This is a genomic window from Flagellimonas amphidinii (assembly GCF_013090115.1).
Lineage (GTDB): Bacteria > Bacteroidota > Bacteroidia > Flavobacteriales > Flavobacteriaceae > Flagellimonas > Flagellimonas amphidinii.
The window spans coordinates 60,482-81,441 of the sequence record NZ_JABFNN010000025.1; the positions used below are offsets into that span (position 1 = coordinate 60,482).

Genomic DNA, 20,960 nt, shown 5'->3' on the forward strand with positions numbered 1-20,960 from the left:
TTATGCATATTGAAGTCGCCAAAAAGAAAGTGGCAAAAAGTGATAAAGAAGTATTTGAGTTTTTGATAGACATTAAAAACTTTGAAACGCTAATGCCCGACAACATTGACAAGTTTGAAGTTTTGGATGAAAAGACCTTCAAATTTGCTTTAAAGGGTATGCCTGAAATCGTTCTAAGACTAAAAGAGCAATACCCTAACGAAAAAGTAGTACTGGGTGCTGCCAGTGATAAACTACCTTTCACCCTCACAGGGGAAATTACATCACTAGGTGAAAATGAAAGCGAAGTAGGTCTTAGTTTTGAAGGAGAATTCAATGCCATGATGGCTATGATGATCAAGAGTCCGATTACCAATTTCATGGAGACTCTATCAGCCAACATGGATAAAATTGGTCAATAAAGCAAGGATATTTCCTTTAAAGCGAATTCTTTAAAAATCTGGTCTTCCAATTCCAGTTTTAGTTTCCCATTTGGCAAAATCTCCCGAATAAACCCCATGAACACTTCTCCATTGACATTCTCAAAGGTTGAAGGTTTATCTTTACGGAACAATAACTTTTCGTAAGAAGGCAAAAGCTGCATTACAGTTTTTCTTTCAATACCGTCAAAATGAAAGTTCAATTTTTCTAAAATTTTGGCGAGTAGCTCATCCAAATCAAAAAAGCTCCCACTTATAGATTTTAGAGAAGAAGCTTTATCCAAATCTTCGAAGGAAGTCTGATTTACATTTAGACCAATTCCAATTATGGAATGATCTATCCACTGACCTCTCAATATATTTTCAATAAGAATACCACAGATTTTTAAAGAACCTGACATAATGTCGTTAGGCCATTTTACCTTAAGATTTGGTATTCCCAACTCTCTTAAAGCATCACATATTGCCATTGAAGAGCCAATGTTTAAAATGAATTGGTGTTTGATATGGAGGGAATTAAATTTTTTCAAAATACTAAAAGTCAGGTTTTTACCAGATTCTGATTGCCAAACGGTTCCCATTTGTCCCCTTCCCTTCAGTTGACTTTTGGCTACCACAACCGTTCCGTCTTTGAGATCTTGAGCATGCACCAAATCTTTCAAAAACAAATTTGTAGAATCCGTGGCATCAAGTTTGATTATTTGTGATTGTGCTTCCATTGTGTTGCGTCCAACGATATGTTAAAATCTAGGGCTAAGAAAACAAAAAAAATATAACTTTGTAGAAACTAAAATTTTTGAATGCAGAAAACCAAAGCTAGTGCAGATGAACTGATTGCCTTAATTTTACACGGTATAGAAGAAGTTAAAGGAGTTGATATAAATCTACTGGATCTTAGGGAAATTGAAAATACAGTTTGCGACTACTTCATAATCTGCAACGGTACTTCCAACACGCATGTAAACGCAATAGTTTCTTCCATCCAAAAAACCGTCAGCAAAGCCATCAAGGACAAACCTTGGCATATTGAAGGTTCTGAAAATGCAGAATGGGTCTTGATGGACTATGTAAACGTGGTGGTTCATGTATTTCAAAAACACATTAGGGAATTCTACGACATTGAAGGACTTTGGGGAGATGCCAAAGTGACCATGGTGGAGAGCAGCTATAATTCGTAAAAAAATGGCAAAAGAAAACAATACCAATACTCCTAAGAAACCTCGTTTTAGCTCATGGTGGGTCTATGGCGTAGTAATTGCATTGATCATAGGCTTTCAATTTTTTGGTGGAAGTAGTTTTTCAAGTACTGAAAAAACAACAACCTCCGAGCTTCAGGAGTTTTTGCGCAATGGTGACATTGCAGAAATACTGATTATTACCAATACCCGACAGGCCAAAGTCTTCCTAACAGAAGAAGCACTGCAAAAAGATGTCCACAAAAATGTGGCGGACAAACCTTTCAATTTTTCGACAGGTAAAGTTCCTCAATATGTACTGGATTATGGGGATTTGCAAAATTTTGAGGACGAAATCAATAGCATTAAAAAAGAGAACAATTTAGATACTATTGTTGATTTTGACACTGAATCCAATGTATTGGGCGAACTATTGCTTTCCCTGCTTCCTTTTGCGCTGATTATAGGAATTTGGATTTATCTTATGCGAAGAATGTCAGGTGGTGCCGGCGGAGGCGCTGGAGGTCAAATCTTCAACATAGGAAAATCAAAGGCCAAACTCTTCGATGAAAAAACAGATACTAGAACTTCTTTTAAAGATGTAGCTGGTTTAGAAGGTGCTAAAGAAGAAGTCCAAGAAATTGTGGAATTCTTAAAAAACCCGGACAAGTATACTTCCTTAGGTGGTAAAATTCCAAAAGGAGCATTATTGGTAGGGCCTCCCGGAACGGGTAAGACCTTATTGGCCAAAGCTGTTGCTGGTGAAGCGAAAGTCCCATTTTTCTCACTCTCCGGTTCTGATTTTGTTGAAATGTTTGTTGGGGTCGGTGCGTCTAGGGTTCGTGATCTTTTCAAACAAGCAAAGGACAAATCACCTTCCATCATTTTTATTGATGAGATTGATGCTATTGGTCGTGCCAGGGGAAAAAATAATTTCACGGGATCCAATGATGAACGTGAGAACACATTGAACCAATTGTTGACCGAAATGGACGGTTTCGGTACTAATACCAACGTCATTGTGCTTGCGGCTACTAACCGTGCTGATGTTTTGGACAAAGCTTTAATGCGTGCCGGACGTTTTGACCGTCAGATTTATGTGGATCTTCCGGACCTACGTGAAAGAAAAGAAATTTTTGAAGTTCATTTACGCCCAATAAAAACTGCGGAAACATTGGATTTGGACTTCTTGGCTAAACAAACTCCAGGTTTCTCAGGAGCTGATATTGCAAATGTCTGTAACGAAGCTGCCCTGATTGCTGCCAGAAAAGAGAAAAAAGCGGTTACCAAACAAGACTTCTTAGATGCTGTTGATAGAATTGTTGGAGGATTGGAGAAGAAAAACAAGATAATAACTCCAGAAGAGAAAAAGACCATAGCCTTTCATGAAGCTGGCCATGCCACTGTAAGTTGGATGTTGGAACATGCAGCACCTTTAGTAAAAGTTACCATTGTTCCCCGTGGACAATCATTGGGTGCAGCATGGTATCTGCCAGAAGAACGCCTCATTGTTCGTCCAGAACAAATGTTGGATGAAATGTGTGCCACCATGGGGGGAAGAGCTGCAGAAAAAGTGGTTTTCAATAAAATATCTACCGGTGCCTTGAGCGATTTGGAAAAAGTGACCAAACAAGCTCGTGCCATGGTTACCATATATGGCCTCAATGAAGAATTGGGCAACATAACCTATTATGATTCCTCAGGACAAAATGAATATGGTTTCACTAAACCATATAGTGAGGAAACTGCCCAGAAAATTGATATGGAAATATCAAAAATCATTGAAAAACAATACCAACGTGCCATTAAGTTATTGGAAGAAAATAAGGATAAACTTGCTGAACTAGCAGGGCGATTGTTGGAAAAAGAAGTTATCTTTAAAGACGATTTAGAAAAGATTTTTGGCAAAAGGCCCTTCGAAAAAGAGGAATTAGAGACTGCCGAATAATCTAAATCACCTATAAACCTTTATTCATAAATGTTCTTAAAGCCGTAAATGGGTGTTTTTGGCAAACTTTTCGGAGGTGGTAAAAAGGTTTCCAAGGAAACTTTGGAAACCCGTGGAGAGCATATGCCCGATCTCAAAATTCCCGTTGACGAAAAGTTCACCATCTACTTTAAGAAAAATGGAGGCAAGTTTTTGTATTGCGAAGACTTTTCAGAAGTTTCAGACGCCTTAAAAAACATTATTTCGGAAAACGATTGGCAAAATCACTTTTTTTACACGCTAGACCATAGACTGGAAAATCGATTTGCTTCAGAAAAAATTCAGTTCACCGAAAACAGACAAGAGAGTGATATCTTTTTCACAACTTGCGAGCATCTAATTGCCCACAATGGTTCTATTTTGGTGTGCTCCAACCAAATCAAAGAGAAAAAACTGGATGAACTGCCATCCAATCTTATTGTATTTGCCACAACAAGTCAACTAGTGGATTCCATTAGCGAAGCCCTAAAAATCATCAAGGAGAAATACCGAAAAGATATTCCCAACAATATTACCACACTTAAACATTTTCAACCCACCCCAGAAAATAAAAATGATTTCCTTTCATACGGAAGTGCTTCAAAAAATGTATATCTTTTGCTTTTAGAAGACTACTAACCAATGAAAGAAATGCTGAGGCGCTCCATTACAGGGGCCATTTATGTTATACTCCTATTAGGTTCTGTTTTTTTAAGTTCTGACGCCTTTGATTTTCTTTTTATGGTGTTTGGTTTAGCCTGTTTGTATGAATTCAAACGGATAGTAAGGCTAAAAGGATATTATATTTTTGTTGCGTATTTGGCACTATGGTGGACCTTTATCTATCTAGTACAGGAAAAAACGATAATAATCTTTTTATTACTACTTACCCTTACCGTTGATTTAGCCTTATTGGCATTTCTTTTTTCCAAAAAACATAGGAAATTCAATGATTTTCAAAAATTTATCATTGCTGTTTTCTATATTGGCGGCGGTTGTATCTTTTTAACCATGATTCCGTACAATCAGAATAATTTCTCGCAATTATTGATCATGGGAGTTTTTATTTTGATATGGGTCAATGACACTTTCGCTTACTTCGTGGGAAGAACTTTGGGCAGAACAAAATTATATCCCTCAGTTTCTCCCAAAAAAACCATTGAAGGTTCTGTTGGAGGTCTTATTTTTGCACTGGTCGCTGCATATGTTTTAGCAGGTTATGAAACTTCACTGACATTTATGGAATGGATGATACTGGGTATCGTCATTGTGTTGGCAGGAAGTTTGGGTGATTTGCTGGAATCAAAGTTTAAAAGAGTGGCAGGGGTAAAAGATAGCGGTGCCATATTACCCGGTCACGGAGGAGTTTGGGATAGATTGGATAGTTTGGTGTTTGCTGCACCTTTTGCTTATCTGACACTTAAAATATTTTCCTATGTTTCATAGAGAGGGGCAGAAAATAATTCTTATTACTTTTTTTATAGTGATTGCCATTATCATGGCAGCACAGTTTTATATTCCAATTGAATGGCTCCGCTATGCAGTTCAATTGGGCGCTTTTGTGCTCTTGGTATTGATACTACAGTTTTTTAGGAACCCCAAAAGGCCTGTAACACCCAATTTTGATGATATTTTAGCCCCCGTGGATGGTAAAGTAGTTGCCATTGAAGAAGTAGAAGAGCCTGAATATTTTAAAGGCCCTAGAAGGCAAGTTTCCATATTCATGTCTCCTTTTAATGTACATGTCACTCGTTATGCCGCAAGTGGAACCATAACTTATTCCAAATACCATCCAGGGAAATATTTGGTAGCATGGCACCCAAAATCAAGCACTGAAAATGAACGGACAACTGTAATCTTGCATACACCCAAATTTGGAGAAATCGGTTACAGACAGATTGCAGGGGCTCTTGCCCGTAGGATCGTAAATTATGCTGAAGAAGGTGAACAAGTGACCCAAGGAGAAGACGCAGGTTTCATCAAGTTTGGTTCGCGTGTAGATTTATTATTGCCATTGGATTGCAATGTTACCGTGAAATTGAATCAAAAAGTGGTTGGGGCCAAAACCTGTGTTGCTTCAATCCGAAACAGTGATGATTGATGAAGAGCTAAATACACAATTCAAAGAGGCAGTTTCATATGTTAACAGTTATTTGGAACCTTTGCCTGCGGATGTTTTGCTCAAACTATACGCCTACTATAAAGTTGCCACCAAAGATTATGGAAACCCTGGAAGCAGAACTCCTCTAATCAATGCCTTTAAAGCAAATGCCCTGATCCAAGCGCAAAATGTAGGTATTGAGGAGGCTATGAGAAACTACATCGATTTGGTCAACAGTCAAATAAAAAAACCTTAAGAAACCATTTTAGGAGTAGCCAAACCTTTTTCAATGAAGGTGAAGTAAATGCCACCGAAAACGGTAATTACAAAGTAAATAACAACCAGATTGCTTCCGTGGGGCAAAAATTGGTCTAGACCAAACCAACTCCCCGTCCAATAAATCAATACAATACCTGCTATTCCTCTAAAAAGTTCTATCCAAATAGCGTAGGGAGCTTTGTCCATTAGGGCTGTATAGCCATATATTCCAACGAAAACATATGCTCCAAAAAGCAATAATCCGTCAAAACCTATTTCTGCATAGCTGTAAAACATAAACAATAATAAAAAGGTATTGATGATCAATTGAAAAACAACATATCCTTTTAGGGCACTTGAAGTCTCTGGTTTATATTTTTTAAAATTATAGACGTCTTCAATAATCTTTACTGGATATTTTTCTTTCACATCCTCAGGTCGCCAACCAGTGGGCATAAACCAAATCCTAAACTTGTCCCAATAGTTTTTGGTACGCCAAGCATCCTTGATCAATCGCCATAAATGTTGAAAGTTGATGATAACCGGGTTCCAAGTATTTGCTGGCTTTAAAACTCCATATTGTGGTGGAACTTCCTCCAATTCTTCTTGGAAAGTGCCAAACATCCTATCCCAAATGCAAAAAATCTGACCAAGGTTTTTGTCAATATATTCTGGGTTGATAGCATGATGTACTCTATGTTGAGATGGTGTAACAATAACATATTCCAACCACCCCATTTTACCAATGTGTTGGGTATGGTACCAAAATTGGGCGAACAACTGAATTGGTGCTAAAATAGCAATGACCTTATGGGGAACACCCAATAAAGCGGCCGGAATCAATAATAGCGGAAAATAACCCAATATATTAGAAATGGACTGCCGCAAAGCACAGGCCAAATTAAACTCCTCACTACTGTGATGAATCACATGCTGATTCCAAAAGAAATTGATATGATGACTTAAACGGTGGTTCCAGTACCCTGCAAAATCAATGGCAACAAAACCTATTACCCATACCAACCATGTTACTTTAATCTCCGTAAGTGCCAAATTCCCTAACAAAAATGGGTAGGTCACTATTATAATTCCCAAACCTAGGGAGTCCTTAATAATATTGGTAAGCCCCGAGCTTAAACTGCTCACGGTATCCATAACATTGTGCTTCTGTTTTTTTGCAAAATGGCCATAAAGCACTTCAACAAGTACTAGACCGACAAAAAAAGGAATAGCATATAATAAAGCGGTTGCGTAGGTTTCCATATCACTTTTGGCAATTAAAATATGAAAACTTTTTCATATTCATAAAAAAACACCTTCATTAATGAAGGTGTTGCAATTTTAACCAAAAGAAATTCTCTATTTAAAAAGCCCAATATCCTGTGCGCTGGTCAAATCTGGGATATGTTCCGACCTTGGAAAGCAAATCACACTTTTAGGATGATGAGCAACCATATTCCGAACAGCTTCCGGAAGTTCTTTTTCTCCCCTTTCTGGATGTATTGGACAATTAACTAGATGCGGATAAATATCATTGCCAAAAAAACTGAAAACATTCATGCTCACCCTTAACTCTCCTTCCGTATCGCGATATTTATCAAGATTTTGAGCATCCGGTTTTTCCACAATCTTTTCCAAAAATCCTTCGGATGAGATTTGCATAAGCGCAAATCTGGATATACGCTCTTGGGAAAACTGTAACCCAGAACTCGCATAACTAATCAGCGCATTGGCTGTTTTTCTTGCCTTCCTTAAGTCAGCTAGAGCTTCAGTACCATAAAGATTATCACCATTACAAACGGTAAATGTCTTTTTTTTCAACTCGGGATATTGTCCCAAACACTGTTGCAAGGCATCTGCAGTACCCAACGGTTTTTGTCGACCTTTGTGAATCTTTTGTATCGCAAAATGCACCAATATACCTTGATATGAATTGTTTTGGTCGTTAGTTCCCACTAAATCTTTGAACCCTTCGTTTTGCTCACTTGTGATCAAATAGACATGGTTGTAACCTGCTTCTGATGCATTTGCAATCAAATAATGCAATAGTGGTTTTCCCTGTTTTCCCAAAGGAATCAAACTCTTATGTTGTTTTTGGGCAATGGCTTTGGTGCTTTCATCCAATTTGGTGACTTCAAGACTTTTTTTCATCCGTGAGGATGCACCACCAACCATGACAACCAGACTTTCATTTATCATTTAGAAAAATTTGTAAGATTAATTTCATAAGCGGCTTTTGCCCCATTTGCCAAAAAAGCTTCAATTACCTGTTCTTTTGTATTGTCATTGACCATAGCCACCATACAACCTCCTCCCCCCGAACCTATAATCTTGGTTCCCAACGCGCCTGATTTTCTTGCAGCTTTCATCATCGTCATCATTTCAGAAGGTGTGTTCTGTATTTTTTCTTCCAAAATGGTTTGGTGCTGATTCATCAAGTTTCCAAGGGTTACACTATTTGGATTAGGCTTTAACAGCTCTTTCTTTGCCTCTTTAGTGATATGATAATTATGAATAGTGGCATACCAATGTGCTTGAAACTCATCGGGCACCAAACTTTTATATTTTTCATAATCTTCTAAAGTGGCATCTTTCAAAACAAACTTTGGGTGATTCTCTTGAACAATTTTCAAAGCGTTTTGGGCATATTCCCTAGCATTTTTGAGCACACGTAGTGTTTGTTTGGCCAAACCTGATTCTGCTACGATCAAAGTTCCCAAATTTGGTACCAAGGGCGAACTTTTTCCAGATTGGGTGTCAATAAAAAGCAATCCGCCTTGTGCAATTGAATATTGATCCATTAAACCTCCTGGCTGTCCAAAAAAGACCACTTCCGATTCATAGGCCCAATGTCCAATCTGGAAATCGGTTATTTCTTCAGTTGTTGGATTTTGTATGGCCACCAAAAAACGAATCCAAGCCACCACCAATGCCGAAGAACTGGACAAACCAGCATTCAACGGTATATTTCCAGAAATTTCAATATCGTATCCTGTATCAAAGAGAAAACCTTTTTGCCTTAGAACAGCCATTCCCGAACGGAAATAATCACCTTTTTGAATTGAGGTTAGATCATCATTCAAGGGGATAGAAACTTCTTTTCCCAAATCCAAAAGCTTCAAAACAAATGATTGCTTTTGGTTTGGGGTTGCATTTAAGTTAATATAACAATCAATGGAGCCAGCAATAACAGGAAGTCCCAAATAATCCTGATGATCCCCAAAGAAGCAGATACGTGCCGGAACTTGTATTTGAATCATGAAGTTTTCAGTCTATAATTGCCAAAGGTTTAGTTTCCTTCCATTGGCCGCGGGTAAAATCAGGAAAAGGTTGTGGTGCACCCCCACTGGCCACAGATCTTTCACTCAAAGGGGAAACAGCACTCCACAGACAACCTTCGTATACATTCTGATCTAGCGGAAGTCCTTTTTGTAGACACTCCACAATACGGTACATCATGATACCATCCATTCCTCCATGTCCACTGCCCTTAGTAGCTTCATTCAATCTTTTGTAGAGCGGATGATCGTATTTATCATATAAAACTTGAAGTTGCTCTCCTTCTACCCAAGAATGATGGTCTTTGGTTACACCTTCTACTCCACCTTCTAATGCAACTCTGGTAGGGAAACCAGCCAAGGTTCCCTTTGTACCTTGAATCAAGTTTAGTCTTGAATAAGGTCTTGGGCTGGTCTCATCCCATTGCACCATAATGGTCTTTCCCATTGCTGTTTTTATGATGGAAGTATTTAAATCTCCCCCTTTAAAATTCAATTGGTTCCATTTATGGTCTTTTGGATAATTTTTTTTCGCATAAACTTCACGCCCAACCGATGGAGTTGAAAATGACACCAAACTTCCAAAGGTATCCTCCTCTCTGGCCAAATTCATGTATTGTGCAACTGGTCCCAAACCATGGGTAGGGTATAAATTCCCATTTCGGTTGGCATAATGGTAGGTTCGCCAAGATCCAGTGCCACGTTCTTGTTCTTCCATTTGCCATCTAAGTTCGTGGATGTAGGCAGCTTCGGCATGTAATACTCCACCTATCACCCCTTTTCTGCACATGTTCAAAAACATGAGTTCATCCCTGCCGTAATTAACATTTTCAAGCATCATACAATGCTTTTGGGTACGCTCACTGGTATCCACTATCTCCCACATTTCCTGTAAAGTGACCGCAATGGGTACTTCAACAAAAGCATGCGCCCCAGCTTCCATGGTTCCAATAGCCATGGGGGCATGGTTTTTCCAGTTGGTCGCAATAAAGACAACATCAGGTTGTACTTCTTGCAACATCACCCGCCATTTATCTTCACCACCCCAATATTGGGCTATATTTTTATGCCGGTGTTCCCCTGCAACTTCTTTGACCCAAGTTGTTTTTTCCTTGACCAAATCTTCATAAAGGTCGCAAATGGCCACTACTTCGGTTCCTTCCAAAGCGGCAAAAAACTTTGCATGGGTGCCTCCCCTAGCTCCCACTCCAATAAATGCAGCCCGAATATTTTTCATCTTTGGTACAGCGAATCCACCCATGTACACTGATGCCAAAGGTCTTTCTGAACCTGCTCTTAAATAGCTGGGAAGTACAGATACCGCAGTTGCGGACAGCGTAGTTTTTTTGATAAAATTTCGCCTATCAAAATTTTTCATATAATTAAATTGGGTTTAGTTGACAATATTGGATTTCATACCACCCAAAGTATCAAAAAAACCGAAAAGAATAAGGAATCTTTATTCTAAACTTGCCAAACTTTTCTCCAAAGTTTCGATTTTGGCCTCAGCATCTGCAGCTTTTTTCTTTTCAAGGGCCACTACTTGCTCTGGAGCGTTGTTTACAAAACGTTCGTTGCTCAGTTTTTTCTGTACTGATTTTAAAAATCCGCGGGTATAATCCAGCTCCTCGGTAATTTTTTTGATTTCAGCCTCAATATCAACGGCTCCATCCATGGGAATGAAGTATTCATTGCTCTTAACCCGAAAACTTAAAGCTCCTTCCAAACCTGAGTCCACAGATTCCAATTTGGATATATTACCCAATTTGGTAATAATTGCATCCATTTTGTCACTTTTCTTCTCTTTATTCAACATAAAAAGCTCCAAGGAATCTTTTTGAGGAATATTTTTCTCCTTTCGAATGGTTCGTACACCTGAAATCACTTCCGAAGCAAAATCAAAATCAGAAATTAATGTTGCATCCACTTCTTTTATTTTAGGCCAGCTTGATACTATCAATGCTTGCTCTGGGGTACGCTCTGCAATATGCTGCCAAACTTCTTCGCTCAAGAAGGGCATAAAAGGATGCAGTAACTTCAAATTCTCTTCAAACAAATGGATAATGGCATCAAATGTAGTTTGGTCGATAGGTTTCTGATAAGCAGGTTTTACAATTTCCAGTAACCAAGAACAAAAATCATCCCATATCAACTTATAAATGGCCATTAAGGCATCTGAAATACGGTATTTAGAAAAATGGTCTTCAATTTCCTCCAAAGTTTGATTGAATTTGGCCGTATACCAGTCAATTCCAGTCTTTGCAGCTTCAGGTTGTGGTAAATTGGCCACTTCCCAACCTTTTATCAAACGGAAAGCATTCCAAATTTTATTCGCGAAGTTTTTTCCTTGTTGACACAGTGCTTCATCAAACATTAAATCATTACCAGCTGCTGAACTCAATAAAAGTCCAACACGAACTCCGTCAGCACCATAATCTTTGATCAATTTTAAGGCATCTGGCGAATTCCCCAAGGATTTTGACATTTTTCGGCGTTGCTTATCGCGAACCAATCCTGTTAAATACACATTTTCAAAGGGTTTTTTATCTCTGAATTCATACCCGGCAATAATCATACGGGCCACCCAGAAAAACAAAATATCTGGGCCGGTCACCAAATCACTGGTTGGATAATAATAGTTTACTTCTTTGTTGTCAGGTTCTAAAATCCCTCCAAAAACACTTATGGGCCACAACCAAGATGAGAACCAAGTATCCAAAACATCCGGGTCTTGCTTTAAATCTTCAGCATCAAGAGATTTATCACTACCGTTAGAAATAACAGCTTGCTGTGCTAACTTAAGAGCTTCTTCTTTCGATTCTGCAACTACATAATCTTCCTTTCCATCCCCATAATAATAGGCGGGAATCTGCTGTCCCCACCACAACTGACGAGAAATGTTCCAATCTCTGATATTCTCCATCCAATGTCGATAGGTATTGTCGAATTTTGAAGGATACAATTTAACATCCTTGGTTTTCAATACCCCTTCTAACGCAGGTTTGGACAAGGTTTCCATTTTTAGGAACCACTGATCGGACAAACGTGGTTCGATAACGGCCTTGGTCCGTTCTGACGTACCAACTTTGTTGGTATGCTGCTCAGTTTTGACCAAGAATCCTTTTTCTTCCAGTTCCTTGCTGATTTCTTTTCGAACCACAAAACGGTCTTTTCCCTCGTAATGTAATCCGTAGGAATTTAAGGTAGCATCCTCATTGAAGATGTCCACAATCTCCAAATTATGCTTATCTCCTAAGTTTTTATCATTTTCATCGTGTGCAGGGGTCACTTTTAAGCATCCCGTACCAAATTCCACATCAACATATTCATCTTCAATAATTGGTATTACACGGTTGCAAAGTGGCACAATGGCTTTTTTTCCTTTCAAATGGCGATATCTTTCATCATTTGGGTTGATGCAAATAGCGGTATCTCCCAAAATGGTCTCTGGACGGGTAGTGGCAATGGTCACTTTTTCATCTGAACCTTCTATCGGATACGACAAATAGTATAGATTACCTTGTCTTTCCTCATAAATCACCTCCTCATCTGAAAGGGTTGTTTTGGCCTCAGGATCCCAATTCACCATTCGATATCCTCTATAAATCAACCCTTTATTGTACAGATCCACAAAAACTTTGATTACAGAGGCTGACATATCGTCATCCATGGTGAATTTGGTGCGTTCCCAGTCGCAGGAACAGCCCAATTTCTTCAACTGTTGAAGAATTACACCCCCATATTCATTAGTCCAGGCCCAAGCATGTTTTAAAAAGTCTTCTCGGGATAAATCACTCTTATTTATGCCTTCTTCCTTTAGTTTGGCCACTACTTTGGCCTCCGTAGCAATGGATGCATGGTCCATTCCGGGCACCCAACAGGCATTTTTGCCTAAAAGTCGGGCTCTACGGATCAAAACATCTTGTATGGTATTATTGAGCATATGCCCCATGTGGAGCACTCCTGTTACGTTTGGAGGGGGAATTACAATGGTATAAGGCTCCCTTTCATTTGGTCTTGAACTGAAAAAATCATGTGTCATCCAGTAATCATACCAGTGTTCTTCTACCCTATTGGGATCATATTTTGATGGAATTTCCATTTTTCGGTATAGTTTTTGTCTAATTGGAATCGGATTGGATTTTTGAAGTAGGGTCGCAATGTTAATTTAACGCTATTCTTCTATTGAGAGCCAATCCTGAAATACGAAACAAAAATAAGTAACGTTATTACATAACAAAAGAATTTTGGATGCAGGTGGGAAAACATCTACATTTGGAATTCACCCAAAACTAGAAATGATGAAAAAAACTGTACTCATGTTGTTTGTAGGGCTTCTTTCTTTAGGGATTTACGCTCAAGAAGCAACCGCAAAAATTGAATTTAAGAATGAGACCATCGACTACGGTGAAATTGAAAAAGGTAGTGATGGCGTGCGCGTATTTGAATTTACCAACACTGGTAGTGTGCCATTGGTCATCAGCAATGTTAAGTCTAGCTGCGGATGTACCATCCCCAAAAAACCTGAAGATCCTATTTTACCAGGAAAAACTGGTGAAATTCAGGTAAAGTATGATACCAATAGAGTTGGTCCTATTAGAAAGGCCATTACAGTAACTTCCAATGCGGATACTCCGACCAAGGTTCTTAAAATCAAAGGAACCGTAAAAGCAGAAGGAGCCAAATAAGAAGTAGAAAGAATTATAAAAAAGCCCTGAAGCGATTGTTTTAGGGCTTTTTCTTTTTTAGTCTTCAAAAACTTTTTTCAGGACAAAGGAAAATAAAAGGTCTCTATTATAACGTTCTATGAGTACTCTTACACGTTTTCCTTCCTTTTCGTTGAGCATTTTTAGTATTTCCTGCAATTTATATCGATGAATGCTCTTACCATTTACAGCCAAGATAACATCACCTTCTTGCAATCCGGCTTCATGTGCTGGGCTTCCTGCACGGATACCCGAAACTATAATTTCTGGCACAAGGCTCAACCGGGTTTTGTTTTCCAATAAAATTTGAACATTTCCCATGGATGTTTTGTCATCCTTGATTACTCCGTTTAAACCGGCAATACTTTCTGCAATATATCGCAGTCCATTATGTTGTAAATCTATTCCTGCTAAATTATATTGGAAAGGAGATTTAAAATTATTGTTCTTTTTTAATGTGACCTGCTCTCTACCATAGTCAAATATGATATTGAAACGCTTTAGAATCTCTCCGCCAACGCTACCATTGCGATCTCCCAAATTATCAATAAATCCAAATGACTCTCGATAAGGGAAAGCCGCCTTGGCATCTTTTAACTCAAAATCTCCAATTTTAATGCCACTGATCTTGGTTCTTTTACCAAAAATATCGCCACTCAATCCTCTACCCAAAAAGTCTTCATAATGTTTTTCTGGAACTTGTAACCCCTTTTCTGGTTGATGAAAAAGCCAAAGGGCATCACTACTTCCAGTATCAACTAAAAGTTTAACCAGAACATTCTCAGATTCTTTGAGCAAAACAGTACCCTCAACATATGCCTTTTTACGTTTGATGGTCAAAGGAAGTGTCTGAGATTTTTTATGGTATCTATCATTATACAATTCTGGATTGTGCAGTTTAATGTGTCTTGCTGCATAGTTGACCTCAACAATAAAATCCCTAAAAAGTTCATAGCCCAAAATACCGTGCACTGGAATACCAAGGGACGTGGAAAAGTTTATTTCTTTATCCAAAACCACGTACAATTCCTGATTGAGATTTTGGACTTTACCCAATTTAAAAGCATTTCCCCTTGATTTTAAAGCCTTCATGGGTTCTCCATCTCCCAAGCCTCTGATAGTAACTTCAGAAACATCATTGATTTGTATGGAATCTTGATCAGAGAGATTGAATAGAATGGGTTTGCCCACTCCAGAATCCAGCACAAAAGTCAACTCTGCCCCATTGATCTCCAAAGGAATTATGATCAAGTTATTGATCATCTCAAAATTGACCTTTTGGGACTTCTGGCCTTCTGGCAATTTAAATTGCTGTGCTGAAACCAAAAATGGCATCAATACTAAAAGAAGCGTAAAAAAAAGATGACTTTTTTTCAAATTACTTACTTCTAAAGGGTTATGATTACTAAATATACAAAACAAACACTAAAAGCATTCATAATTTAACATTCACCTAACGAACCAAATATTGATGTAATGTGTTGTTTTCGAGTATTGGATTTCCCATTTTTGCCTAAAATTTGATGTATGCCAACAATATCTTCAAAAGGAAAGTTAATGCCCGCTTCGCCCATACGTAAATTGGTACCTTACGCAGAAGCTGCCAAAAAAAGAGGAACTCATGTGATTCATCTCAACATTGGGCAACCTGACATAAAAACTCCGAGGGTTGCATTGGATGCCGTTCGAAATCACAATATTGATGTACTTGCCTATAGCATGACCGAAGGTTCTGAAGCTTATCGAACAAAAATTGCGGCGTACTATGCTAAAAATGATATTCAGGTTACTTTTGATGATATTATCGTAACCACTGGAGGCTCCGAGGCCCTATCCTTTGCCATGGGCACCATTATGGATGCTGATGATGAAATTATCATCCCAGAACCTTTTTATGCCAATTACAACGGGTTTGCAATAGCCTCCGGGGTAAAAGTGGTTCCTATTGTTTCACATATTGAAAATAATTTTGCACTTCCTCCAATTACAGATTTTGAAAAGTTAATCTCTCCAAAGACCAAAGCCATCCTTATTTGTAATCCGGGTAATCCAACGGGGTATCTTTACAGTAAAGAAGAAATTCAACAGTTGGCAACTTTGGTGAAAAAGCACAATCTGTTTTTAATTGCGGATGAAGTATATCGCGAATTTGCCTACGAGGGAAGAGAGCACTATTCCATTTTACAAGAGACAGGACTTGAACAACATACCATTGTAGTGGATTCAGTATCTAAAAGATATAGCATGTGTGGAGCCAGAATCGGTTGTTTGGTATCAAAAAACAAAGACGTAATTCAAACAGCATTAAAATTTGCGCAAGCACGTTTGTCGCCTCCCACTTTTGCACAAATTGCCAGTGAGGCAGCTTTAGAAACCCCTCAAAGCTATTTTGACGAAGTCATAGAAGAATATGTCTCGCGAAGAAATACGCTGATTTCAGAACTTCAAAAATTAAATGGTGTAAAAGTAGCTGTTCCTCAAGGCGCTTTCTATTGTGTAGTAGAATTGCCCGTATCGGATGCTGATAATTTTGCACAATGGTTATTGGAAAGTTTTGAAATGGAAGGAAACACAGTAATGGTAGCCCCTGCTGCTGGGTTTTACGCAACCCCAAACCTAGGTAAAAACCAAATTAGAATTGCTTATGTATTGGAAAAAGAACAACTTGTGAAAGCAGTTCATATTTTGGGAAAAGCACTAGAACAATATAAAACTCAGTGAACATCCAAGAAAACATATCCCTAAAGAACTACAATACCTTTGGCATTGATGTTAATGCACGTTTTTTTGTTGAAATCACTGGGCTTGTCCAGCTTCAAAAAGTACTTGAATTAAAAGCCTACCCCAATAGATTCATTATTAGTGGAGGTAGCAATATGTTACTTACGAAAGATATTGATGCCTTGGTAATGCATATCAACCTAAAAGGTATCAGCATTATTGAAGAAACTGAAGACTCTATTGAGGTCAAGGTTATGGCAGGTGAAAACTGGCATAATTTGGTACTTTGGACCTTGGAAAGAGGTTATGGCGGACTAGAAAACCTTTCCCTTATTCCGGGAAATACCGGAACAGCTCCCATACAGAATATTGGAGCCTACGGTGTGGAGTTAAAAGATGTTTTTGTCAGCTGCGCTGTGATGGAAATGGAAACTGGTGAGCTGGTTACTTTTGATAATGCGGCCTGTGAATTTGGATATCGGGACTCCATTTTTAAGAATCGGGCTAAAAACAGATATATCATCACTTCGGTCAATCTTAAGCTAACCAAGAAAAATCATGAGCTTCGAACAACTTATGGTGCCATTGAAGCCAAATTAAAGGAAATGGATGTAGTATATCCCACAATTCAAGACATTTCCAATGCTGTTATTGCTATAAGACAAAGCAAATTACCTGACCCCAATGTTTTGGGAAATAGTGGAAGCTTTTTTAAAAACCCGACTATCTCTAAAAAAACTTTTGACAAATTCATCAAGGCACATCCACAAGCTCCATTTTATGAAATGGAAAAGAATGCGTATAAAATTCCAGCCGGTTGGCTTATTGAGCAATGTGGATTTAAAGGAAAAAGATTTGGAGATGCTGGAGTACATGAAAAACAAGCTTTGGTACTTGTAAATTATGGTGAAGCAACCGGAGATGAAATCGAGAAATTATCAAAGGAAATACAGAAAGCGGTTGTTCAAAAATTTGGAATTACGATACAACCAGAAGTGAATATAATAAGATAACCCCCGTATTGCAACAATAACGGGGGTTATACCAAACCAAACTAACCAAATTTTATATACTGTATAGGCTTCCGCCCTTATTTTTTATTCAATTCTACGTTAACAATAATGCTTTTTTGATTGCAACGTTGTAGTATATACGAGATAAACCTTATTTTAGATTTTTGCCCCCTAAAATTTTGCCATAACAACCAAAATGAGCACACTAATTGAAAGACATATTGTAGCGCTTCTAGCTGAAAAAGATGACAAGGCGATATCCTTACTCTATGAAAACTACGGTAATACACTTTATGGTGTAGCATATAAAGTGGTGAAAGATGAGGAACTCGCACAAGATATTCTGCAAGAAAGCTTTATTAAAATATGGAAAAAAGCAGATTCTTATGATGCATCTAAAGCCAAATTGTTCACTTGGTTGTTCAGAATTACCAGGAACACTGCCATCGATAAGTTAAGAAGTATCAATAATAAAGCTGACAAAGAAGTCCAAATAGACGTTTCTGACGTATATAATCTTGGAGTAGACGGCATAAAGCCCGAACATTTGGACATTCAAGAGAACCTTGAAAAATTGGAACCAAAGTACAGAGTCGTCTTGGAAGCCTTATTTTTTGAGGGAATGACACAACAAGAGGCAAGCGAAGAACTTGAAATTCCTTTGGGAACAATTAAATCACGATTGAAAATTGGTTTAAGGGAACTTGGAAAAATTTACGGCACAACAATAGCTATGCTCCTATTAATTTTATTGCCATGAAAGAAAAAGTAAAAATATTTTTAGAGTCGGATATTCTTGAAAAATACCTATTGGGAGATACCAATAAAGAAGAAGCCTCAAGAGTAGAGAGGTATATTGCCATGTATCCTGAGGTAAGGGAAACTTACAATGAGCTTCAAGACAATCTGGAAACCTTTGCTAAAATGTATGCCAGAAAGACTCCCGAGGGTCTAAAAGAAATTATCCTTCATAACGTTAAGAAAGAAAAAAGTGTAAGCAAGAGATTCTACCGCTATGCTGTTGCAGCCAGTATTGCGGTCATGATATTTGCTGGATCTTCATACTTTTTCTGGAACCAGAACAAAGCTTTACAGCAAGAAAATACCTTGGTTACCAATAAAATCAAGTATTTGGAGGAAAATATGAAGAATCAATTGGAAGATGTACGTAATCAATTCATCGTATTGAACAATCCTGCTACAAAAAAGTATAACCTCAATGGAAAAAAAGAAGGAAAAGAGTTAAAAGCCATAGCCTATATAAATCCTGTTAAAAAACTTTCGTACATCAATGTAAGCAATGTCCCCAATCTCCCAGAGAATAAGTGTTTTCAAATGTGGGCCGAAGTCAATGGGGAATTAGTGAACTTAGGTGTTATCAAACAATTTGATGACAAAGACAAGCTATTGGCCCTACCCTATGCAGATAATGCTGTTAGCTACATCACCGTGGAACCAAAAGGCGGCAATACTTCACCTACTGTTGATAATATAGTAGCCAACATCACTTACTAAAGTATCCTTAAACTTCAGTTCTCTTTATAGGGGTATTTTGTACCTTTGCACAAAAGTTGGAGTATGAAGTTAGTATTATTGACCATTGGTATTTTAGCCCTAGCTTTTGCTGGAATAGCCATTAAGATATGGGCAAAAAAAGATGGGAAGTTTGCAGGGACATGTGCAAGCCAGAATCCCTATTTGAACAAGGATGGTGAAGCCTGTGGGTTTTGCGGCAAGTTGCCAAGCGAACAAGAATGCAAAAAAGATTCCATCCCTGAACTACAATAGTTTTTCATAAAACTCCTTTACTGCAAAACAGCAATTTGGAAAAAACGGAGCAATCCATCAAGGAGAATATTCAAAAGGCAAAAGAAGGAAGTCAAATTGCCTTCAGCACACTTTTGGACACTTTTTGGAACGATGTATATAGTTTTCAATTAATTCGAACCAAGAACGAGAACGATGCGGAGGACATCACCATCAGGACTTTTTCAAAGGCTTTTGATAAAATAGACTCATATGATGATGCCTTCGAATTCAAGACATGGCTCATCACCATTTCCAAAAACCTTCACGTTGATTTGATCCGAAAAAGAAAAAGGAGTCTTTTAGATGAAATGGATTCCCATGGGGATGAGGTAAAACGGGCCCTGGATGAAACCCCTTCTGTTGAGGACAGATTGATTACTGAGCAAAATCTTGCCAATCTCCTTCAAGACATCAAAAAATTGAAGCCCCACTACCAAAAAGTAATCAACCTTCGCTATTTCAATGAAATGAGCTACGCCGATATTGCCAAGGAACTCAATGAACCTGTTAACAATATCAAGGTAAAATTGCTTAGGTCCAAAAAGTTATTGGCAGAGGTCATCAAAAAAAAGTGAGCCTTTACCAAGGCCTCAGTTTACTTCTCAGTTTAGTATCTTTGTAAATCAAAATTTTACTATGAGTACCAGTGTAGCAGAAAACGTTCATCCACCCAAAGGAAAGCCAAAATGGCTGCGCGTAAAGCTTCCCACGGGTAAAAAATATACCCAGTTAAGAGGTTTGGTGGACAAGTATGACCTCCACACTATTTGTACCTCGGGCAGTTGCCCAAATATGGGGGAATGTTGGGGAGAAGGAACAGCTACATTTATGATTTTGGGAAACATTTGTACACGATCATGCGGATTTTGTGGCGTAAAAACCGGTAGACCTGAAAGTGTGGATTGGGCAGAACCTGAAAAAGTGGCTCGTTCCATCAAAATTATGGGGATAAAACATGCTGTTGTCACCTCCGTGGACAGAGATGACCTTAAAGATATGGGGTCAATTATTTGGGCAGAAACCGTAAAGGCCATACGCAGAATGAACCCTGAAACCACACTGGAAACCTTAATCCCTGATTTTCAAGGTATAGAAACCCATTTAGATAGGATTCTTAAAGCTGCCCCAGAAGTCATATCCCACAATATGGAAACTGTAAGGCGTTTAACCCGAGAGGTACGAATCCAAGCAAAATATGATAGAAGTTTAGCTGTTCTGGATTACCTAAAAAAGAATGGCGCAAACCGAACCAAATCTGGCATCATGTTAGGTCTGGGAGAATTGGAAGAAGAGGTAATTGCAACCATGGAAGACCTCCGAAAGGTGGATGTGGATGTGATCACCATTGGCCAGTACTTGCAACCTTCCAAAAAACATCTTCCCGTAAAACAGTTCATCTTGCCCGAACAGTTTAAAAAGTATGAGGAAATTGGTTTGGAAATGGGCTTCAGACATGTAGAAAGCGGTGCATTGGTACGTTCTTCCTATAAGGCCCATAAACATATCCACTAGAC

The 20,960-nt window shown here is 38.4% G+C and carries 22 protein-coding genes; 15 read left to right on the forward strand and 7 right to left on the reverse strand.

Annotated elements, in window-relative coordinates:
- The first annotated feature begins 2 nt into the window (after positions 1-2).
- A complete protein-coding gene (locus tag HJC33_RS04010) occupies positions 3-401 on the forward strand; it encodes an SRPBCC family protein (protein ID WP_171657512.1) in 399 nt (132 codons plus the stop codon).
- On the opposite strand, the gene HJC33_RS04015 is transcribed toward HJC33_RS04010, so the two are convergent.
- On the reverse strand, positions 395-1,138 hold the full coding sequence (locus HJC33_RS04015; RefSeq protein ID WP_171657513.1) for a biotin--[acetyl-CoA-carboxylase] ligase: 744 nt from the start codon (positions 1,136-1,138) through the stop codon (positions 395-397). The genes HJC33_RS04010 and HJC33_RS04015 overlap by 7 nt on opposite strands.
- A gap of 81 nt (positions 1,139-1,219) precedes the next feature.
- Here HJC33_RS04015 and rsfS point away from each other — a divergent pair, with 81 nt between their 5' ends.
- The 6 genes from rsfS to HJC33_RS04045 are packed head-to-tail and all read left to right on the forward strand — an operon-like array spanning position 1,220 to position 5,917.
- Positions 1,220-1,597, forward strand: a complete 378-nt coding sequence (rsfS, locus tag HJC33_RS04020) for a ribosome silencing factor (RefSeq protein ID WP_171657514.1) — start codon at positions 1,220-1,222, stop codon at positions 1,595-1,597.
- Between the two features lie 4 nt (positions 1,598-1,601).
- Positions 1,602-3,542 carry an ATP-dependent zinc metalloprotease FtsH gene (gene ftsH, locus HJC33_RS04025; protein ID WP_171657515.1) on the forward strand — a complete coding sequence of 647 codons (1,941 nt, stop codon included), beginning with the start codon at positions 1,602-1,604 and terminating at the stop codon, positions 3,540-3,542.
- Between the two features lie 48 nt (positions 3,543-3,590).
- Positions 3,591-4,199 (forward strand): LUD domain-containing protein, encoded by a 609-nt coding sequence (locus HJC33_RS04030; protein WP_171657516.1) that lies wholly within the window; start codon positions 3,591-3,593, stop codon positions 4,197-4,199.
- 3 nt (positions 4,200-4,202) lie between these two features.
- Positions 4,203-5,006 (forward strand): phosphatidate cytidylyltransferase, encoded by an 804-nt coding sequence (locus HJC33_RS04035; RefSeq protein WP_171657517.1) that lies wholly within the window; start codon positions 4,203-4,205, stop codon positions 5,004-5,006.
- On the forward strand, positions 4,996-5,661 hold the full coding sequence (locus HJC33_RS04040; RefSeq protein WP_171657518.1) for a phosphatidylserine decarboxylase family protein: 666 nt from the start codon (positions 4,996-4,998) through the stop codon (positions 5,659-5,661). The genes HJC33_RS04035 and HJC33_RS04040 overlap by 11 nt, the downstream gene beginning before the upstream one ends.
- Positions 5,654-5,917 (forward strand): acyl-CoA-binding protein, encoded by a 264-nt coding sequence (locus HJC33_RS04045; protein WP_171657519.1) that lies wholly within the window; start codon positions 5,654-5,656, stop codon positions 5,915-5,917. Before HJC33_RS04040 ends, HJC33_RS04045 begins: the two co-directional genes overlap by 8 nt.
- On the opposite strand, the gene HJC33_RS04050 is transcribed toward HJC33_RS04045, so the two are convergent.
- From HJC33_RS04050 to HJC33_RS04070, 5 genes are all read right to left on the reverse strand, one after another.
- Complete coding sequence (locus HJC33_RS04050; protein WP_171657520.1) at positions 5,914-7,182, reverse strand: sterol desaturase family protein; 1,269 nt, start codon at positions 7,180-7,182, stop codon at positions 5,914-5,916. The genes HJC33_RS04045 and HJC33_RS04050 overlap by 4 nt on opposite strands.
- Positions 7,183-7,278: 96 nt before the next feature.
- Entirely contained in the window at positions 7,279-8,118 is an 840-nt protein-coding gene (locus HJC33_RS04055) for a sugar phosphate nucleotidyltransferase (RefSeq protein ID WP_171657521.1), read from the reverse strand.
- On the reverse strand, positions 8,115-9,179 hold the full coding sequence (locus HJC33_RS04060) for a GHMP family kinase ATP-binding protein (RefSeq protein ID WP_171657522.1): 1,065 nt from the start codon (positions 9,177-9,179) through the stop codon (positions 8,115-8,117). The genes HJC33_RS04055 and HJC33_RS04060 overlap by 4 nt, the downstream gene beginning before the upstream one ends.
- Before the next feature lie 7 nt (positions 9,180-9,186).
- The gene (locus HJC33_RS04065; protein WP_171657523.1) at positions 9,187-10,575 is read right to left on the reverse strand and encodes a Gfo/Idh/MocA family protein; all 1,389 of its coding nucleotides are present in this window, start codon (positions 10,573-10,575) and stop codon (positions 9,187-9,189) included.
- A gap of 81 nt (positions 10,576-10,656) precedes the next feature.
- On the reverse strand, positions 10,657-13,299 hold the full coding sequence (locus HJC33_RS04070) for a valine--tRNA ligase (RefSeq protein WP_171657524.1): 2,643 nt from the start codon (positions 13,297-13,299) through the stop codon (positions 10,657-10,659).
- Positions 13,300-13,495: 196 nt separating this feature from the next.
- On the opposite strand from HJC33_RS04070, the gene HJC33_RS04075 reads away from it, so the two are divergent.
- On the forward strand, positions 13,496-13,885 hold the full coding sequence (locus HJC33_RS04075) for a DUF1573 domain-containing protein (RefSeq protein WP_171657525.1): 390 nt from the start codon (positions 13,496-13,498) through the stop codon (positions 13,883-13,885).
- 57 nt (positions 13,886-13,942) lie between these two features.
- Here HJC33_RS04075 and HJC33_RS04080 read toward each other — a convergent pair whose 3' ends face one another.
- Positions 13,943-15,280 carry a PDZ domain-containing protein gene (locus HJC33_RS04080; RefSeq protein ID WP_313777727.1) on the reverse strand — a complete coding sequence of 446 codons (1,338 nt, stop codon included), beginning with the start codon at positions 15,278-15,280 and terminating at the stop codon, positions 13,943-13,945.
- A 150-nt stretch (positions 15,281-15,430) separates the two neighbouring features.
- Here HJC33_RS04080 and HJC33_RS04085 point away from each other — a divergent pair, with 150 nt between their 5' ends.
- From HJC33_RS04085 to lipA, 7 genes are all read left to right on the forward strand, one after another.
- A complete protein-coding gene (locus tag HJC33_RS04085; protein ID WP_171657526.1) occupies positions 15,431-16,624 on the forward strand; it encodes a pyridoxal phosphate-dependent aminotransferase in 1,194 nt (397 codons plus the stop codon).
- Positions 16,621-17,637: a UDP-N-acetylmuramate dehydrogenase gene (gene murB / locus HJC33_RS04090; RefSeq protein ID WP_171657527.1), complete on the forward strand. Its 1,017-nt coding sequence runs from the start codon at positions 16,621-16,623 to the stop codon at positions 17,635-17,637. The genes HJC33_RS04085 and murB overlap by 4 nt, the downstream gene beginning before the upstream one ends.
- 196 nt (positions 17,638-17,833) lie before the next feature.
- Positions 17,834-18,397 (forward strand): RNA polymerase sigma factor, encoded by a 564-nt coding sequence (locus HJC33_RS04095; protein ID WP_171657528.1) that lies wholly within the window; start codon positions 17,834-17,836, stop codon positions 18,395-18,397.
- Complete coding sequence (locus HJC33_RS04100; RefSeq protein ID WP_171657529.1) at positions 18,394-19,152, forward strand: anti-sigma factor; 759 nt, start codon at positions 18,394-18,396, stop codon at positions 19,150-19,152. Before HJC33_RS04095 ends, HJC33_RS04100 begins: the two co-directional genes overlap by 4 nt.
- A 63-nt stretch (positions 19,153-19,215) precedes the next feature.
- Complete coding sequence (locus HJC33_RS04105) at positions 19,216-19,425, forward strand: membrane or secreted protein (RefSeq protein ID WP_171657530.1); 210 nt, start codon at positions 19,216-19,218, stop codon at positions 19,423-19,425.
- Positions 19,426-19,460: 35 nt separating this feature from the next.
- Positions 19,461-20,021 (forward strand): RNA polymerase sigma factor, encoded by a 561-nt coding sequence (locus tag HJC33_RS04110; protein WP_171657531.1) that lies wholly within the window; start codon positions 19,461-19,463, stop codon positions 20,019-20,021.
- Positions 20,022-20,082: 61 nt separating this feature from the next.
- Positions 20,083-20,958 (forward strand): lipoyl synthase, encoded by an 876-nt coding sequence (gene lipA, locus HJC33_RS04115; RefSeq protein ID WP_171657532.1) that lies wholly within the window; start codon positions 20,083-20,085, stop codon positions 20,956-20,958.
- The last annotated feature ends 2 nt before the right edge of the window (positions 20,959-20,960 follow it).

What these genes read in the sequence shown, in the direction of transcription:
- HJC33_RS04010 (WP_171657512.1), top strand. Translation starts at nt 3, where the DNA reads ATGCATATTGAAGTCGCCAAAAAGAAAGTGGCAAAAAGTGATAAAGAA.
- HJC33_RS04015 (WP_171657513.1), bottom strand. Translation starts at nt 1,138, where the DNA reads ATGGAAGCACAATCACAAATAATCAAACTTGATGCCACGGATTCTACA.
- rsfS (WP_171657514.1), top strand. Translation starts at nt 1,220, where the DNA reads ATGCAGAAAACCAAAGCTAGTGCAGATGAACTGATTGCCTTAATTTTA.
- ftsH (WP_171657515.1), top strand. Translation starts at nt 1,602, where the DNA reads ATGGCAAAAGAAAACAATACCAATACTCCTAAGAAACCTCGTTTTAGC.
- HJC33_RS04030 (WP_171657516.1), top strand. Translation starts at nt 3,591, where the DNA reads ATGGGTGTTTTTGGCAAACTTTTCGGAGGTGGTAAAAAGGTTTCCAAG.
- HJC33_RS04035 (WP_171657517.1), top strand. Translation starts at nt 4,203, where the DNA reads ATGAAAGAAATGCTGAGGCGCTCCATTACAGGGGCCATTTATGTTATA.
- HJC33_RS04040 (WP_171657518.1), top strand. Translation starts at nt 4,996, where the DNA reads ATGTTTCATAGAGAGGGGCAGAAAATAATTCTTATTACTTTTTTTATA.
- HJC33_RS04045 (WP_171657519.1), top strand. Translation starts at nt 5,654, where the DNA reads ATGATTGATGAAGAGCTAAATACACAATTCAAAGAGGCAGTTTCATAT.
- HJC33_RS04050 (WP_171657520.1), bottom strand. Translation starts at nt 7,182, where the DNA reads ATGGAAACCTACGCAACCGCTTTATTATATGCTATTCCTTTTTTTGTC.
- HJC33_RS04055 (WP_171657521.1), bottom strand. Translation starts at nt 8,118, where the DNA reads ATGATAAATGAAAGTCTGGTTGTCATGGTTGGTGGTGCATCCTCACGG.
- HJC33_RS04060 (WP_171657522.1), bottom strand. Translation starts at nt 9,179, where the DNA reads ATGATTCAAATACAAGTTCCGGCACGTATCTGCTTCTTTGGGGATCAT.
- HJC33_RS04065 (WP_171657523.1), bottom strand. Translation starts at nt 10,575, where the DNA reads ATGAAAAATTTTGATAGGCGAAATTTTATCAAAAAAACTACGCTGTCC.
- HJC33_RS04070 (WP_171657524.1), bottom strand. Translation starts at nt 13,299, where the DNA reads ATGGAAATTCCATCAAAATATGATCCCAATAGGGTAGAAGAACACTGG.
- HJC33_RS04075 (WP_171657525.1), top strand. Translation starts at nt 13,496, where the DNA reads ATGATGAAAAAAACTGTACTCATGTTGTTTGTAGGGCTTCTTTCTTTA.
- HJC33_RS04085 (WP_171657526.1), top strand. Translation starts at nt 15,431, where the DNA reads ATGCCAACAATATCTTCAAAAGGAAAGTTAATGCCCGCTTCGCCCATA.
- HJC33_RS04095 (WP_171657528.1), top strand. Translation starts at nt 17,834, where the DNA reads ATGAGCACACTAATTGAAAGACATATTGTAGCGCTTCTAGCTGAAAAA.
- HJC33_RS04100 (WP_171657529.1), top strand. Translation starts at nt 18,394, where the DNA reads ATGAAAGAAAAAGTAAAAATATTTTTAGAGTCGGATATTCTTGAAAAA.
- HJC33_RS04105 (WP_171657530.1), top strand. Translation starts at nt 19,216, where the DNA reads ATGAAGTTAGTATTATTGACCATTGGTATTTTAGCCCTAGCTTTTGCT.
- lipA (WP_171657532.1), top strand. Translation starts at nt 20,083, where the DNA reads ATGAGTACCAGTGTAGCAGAAAACGTTCATCCACCCAAAGGAAAGCCA.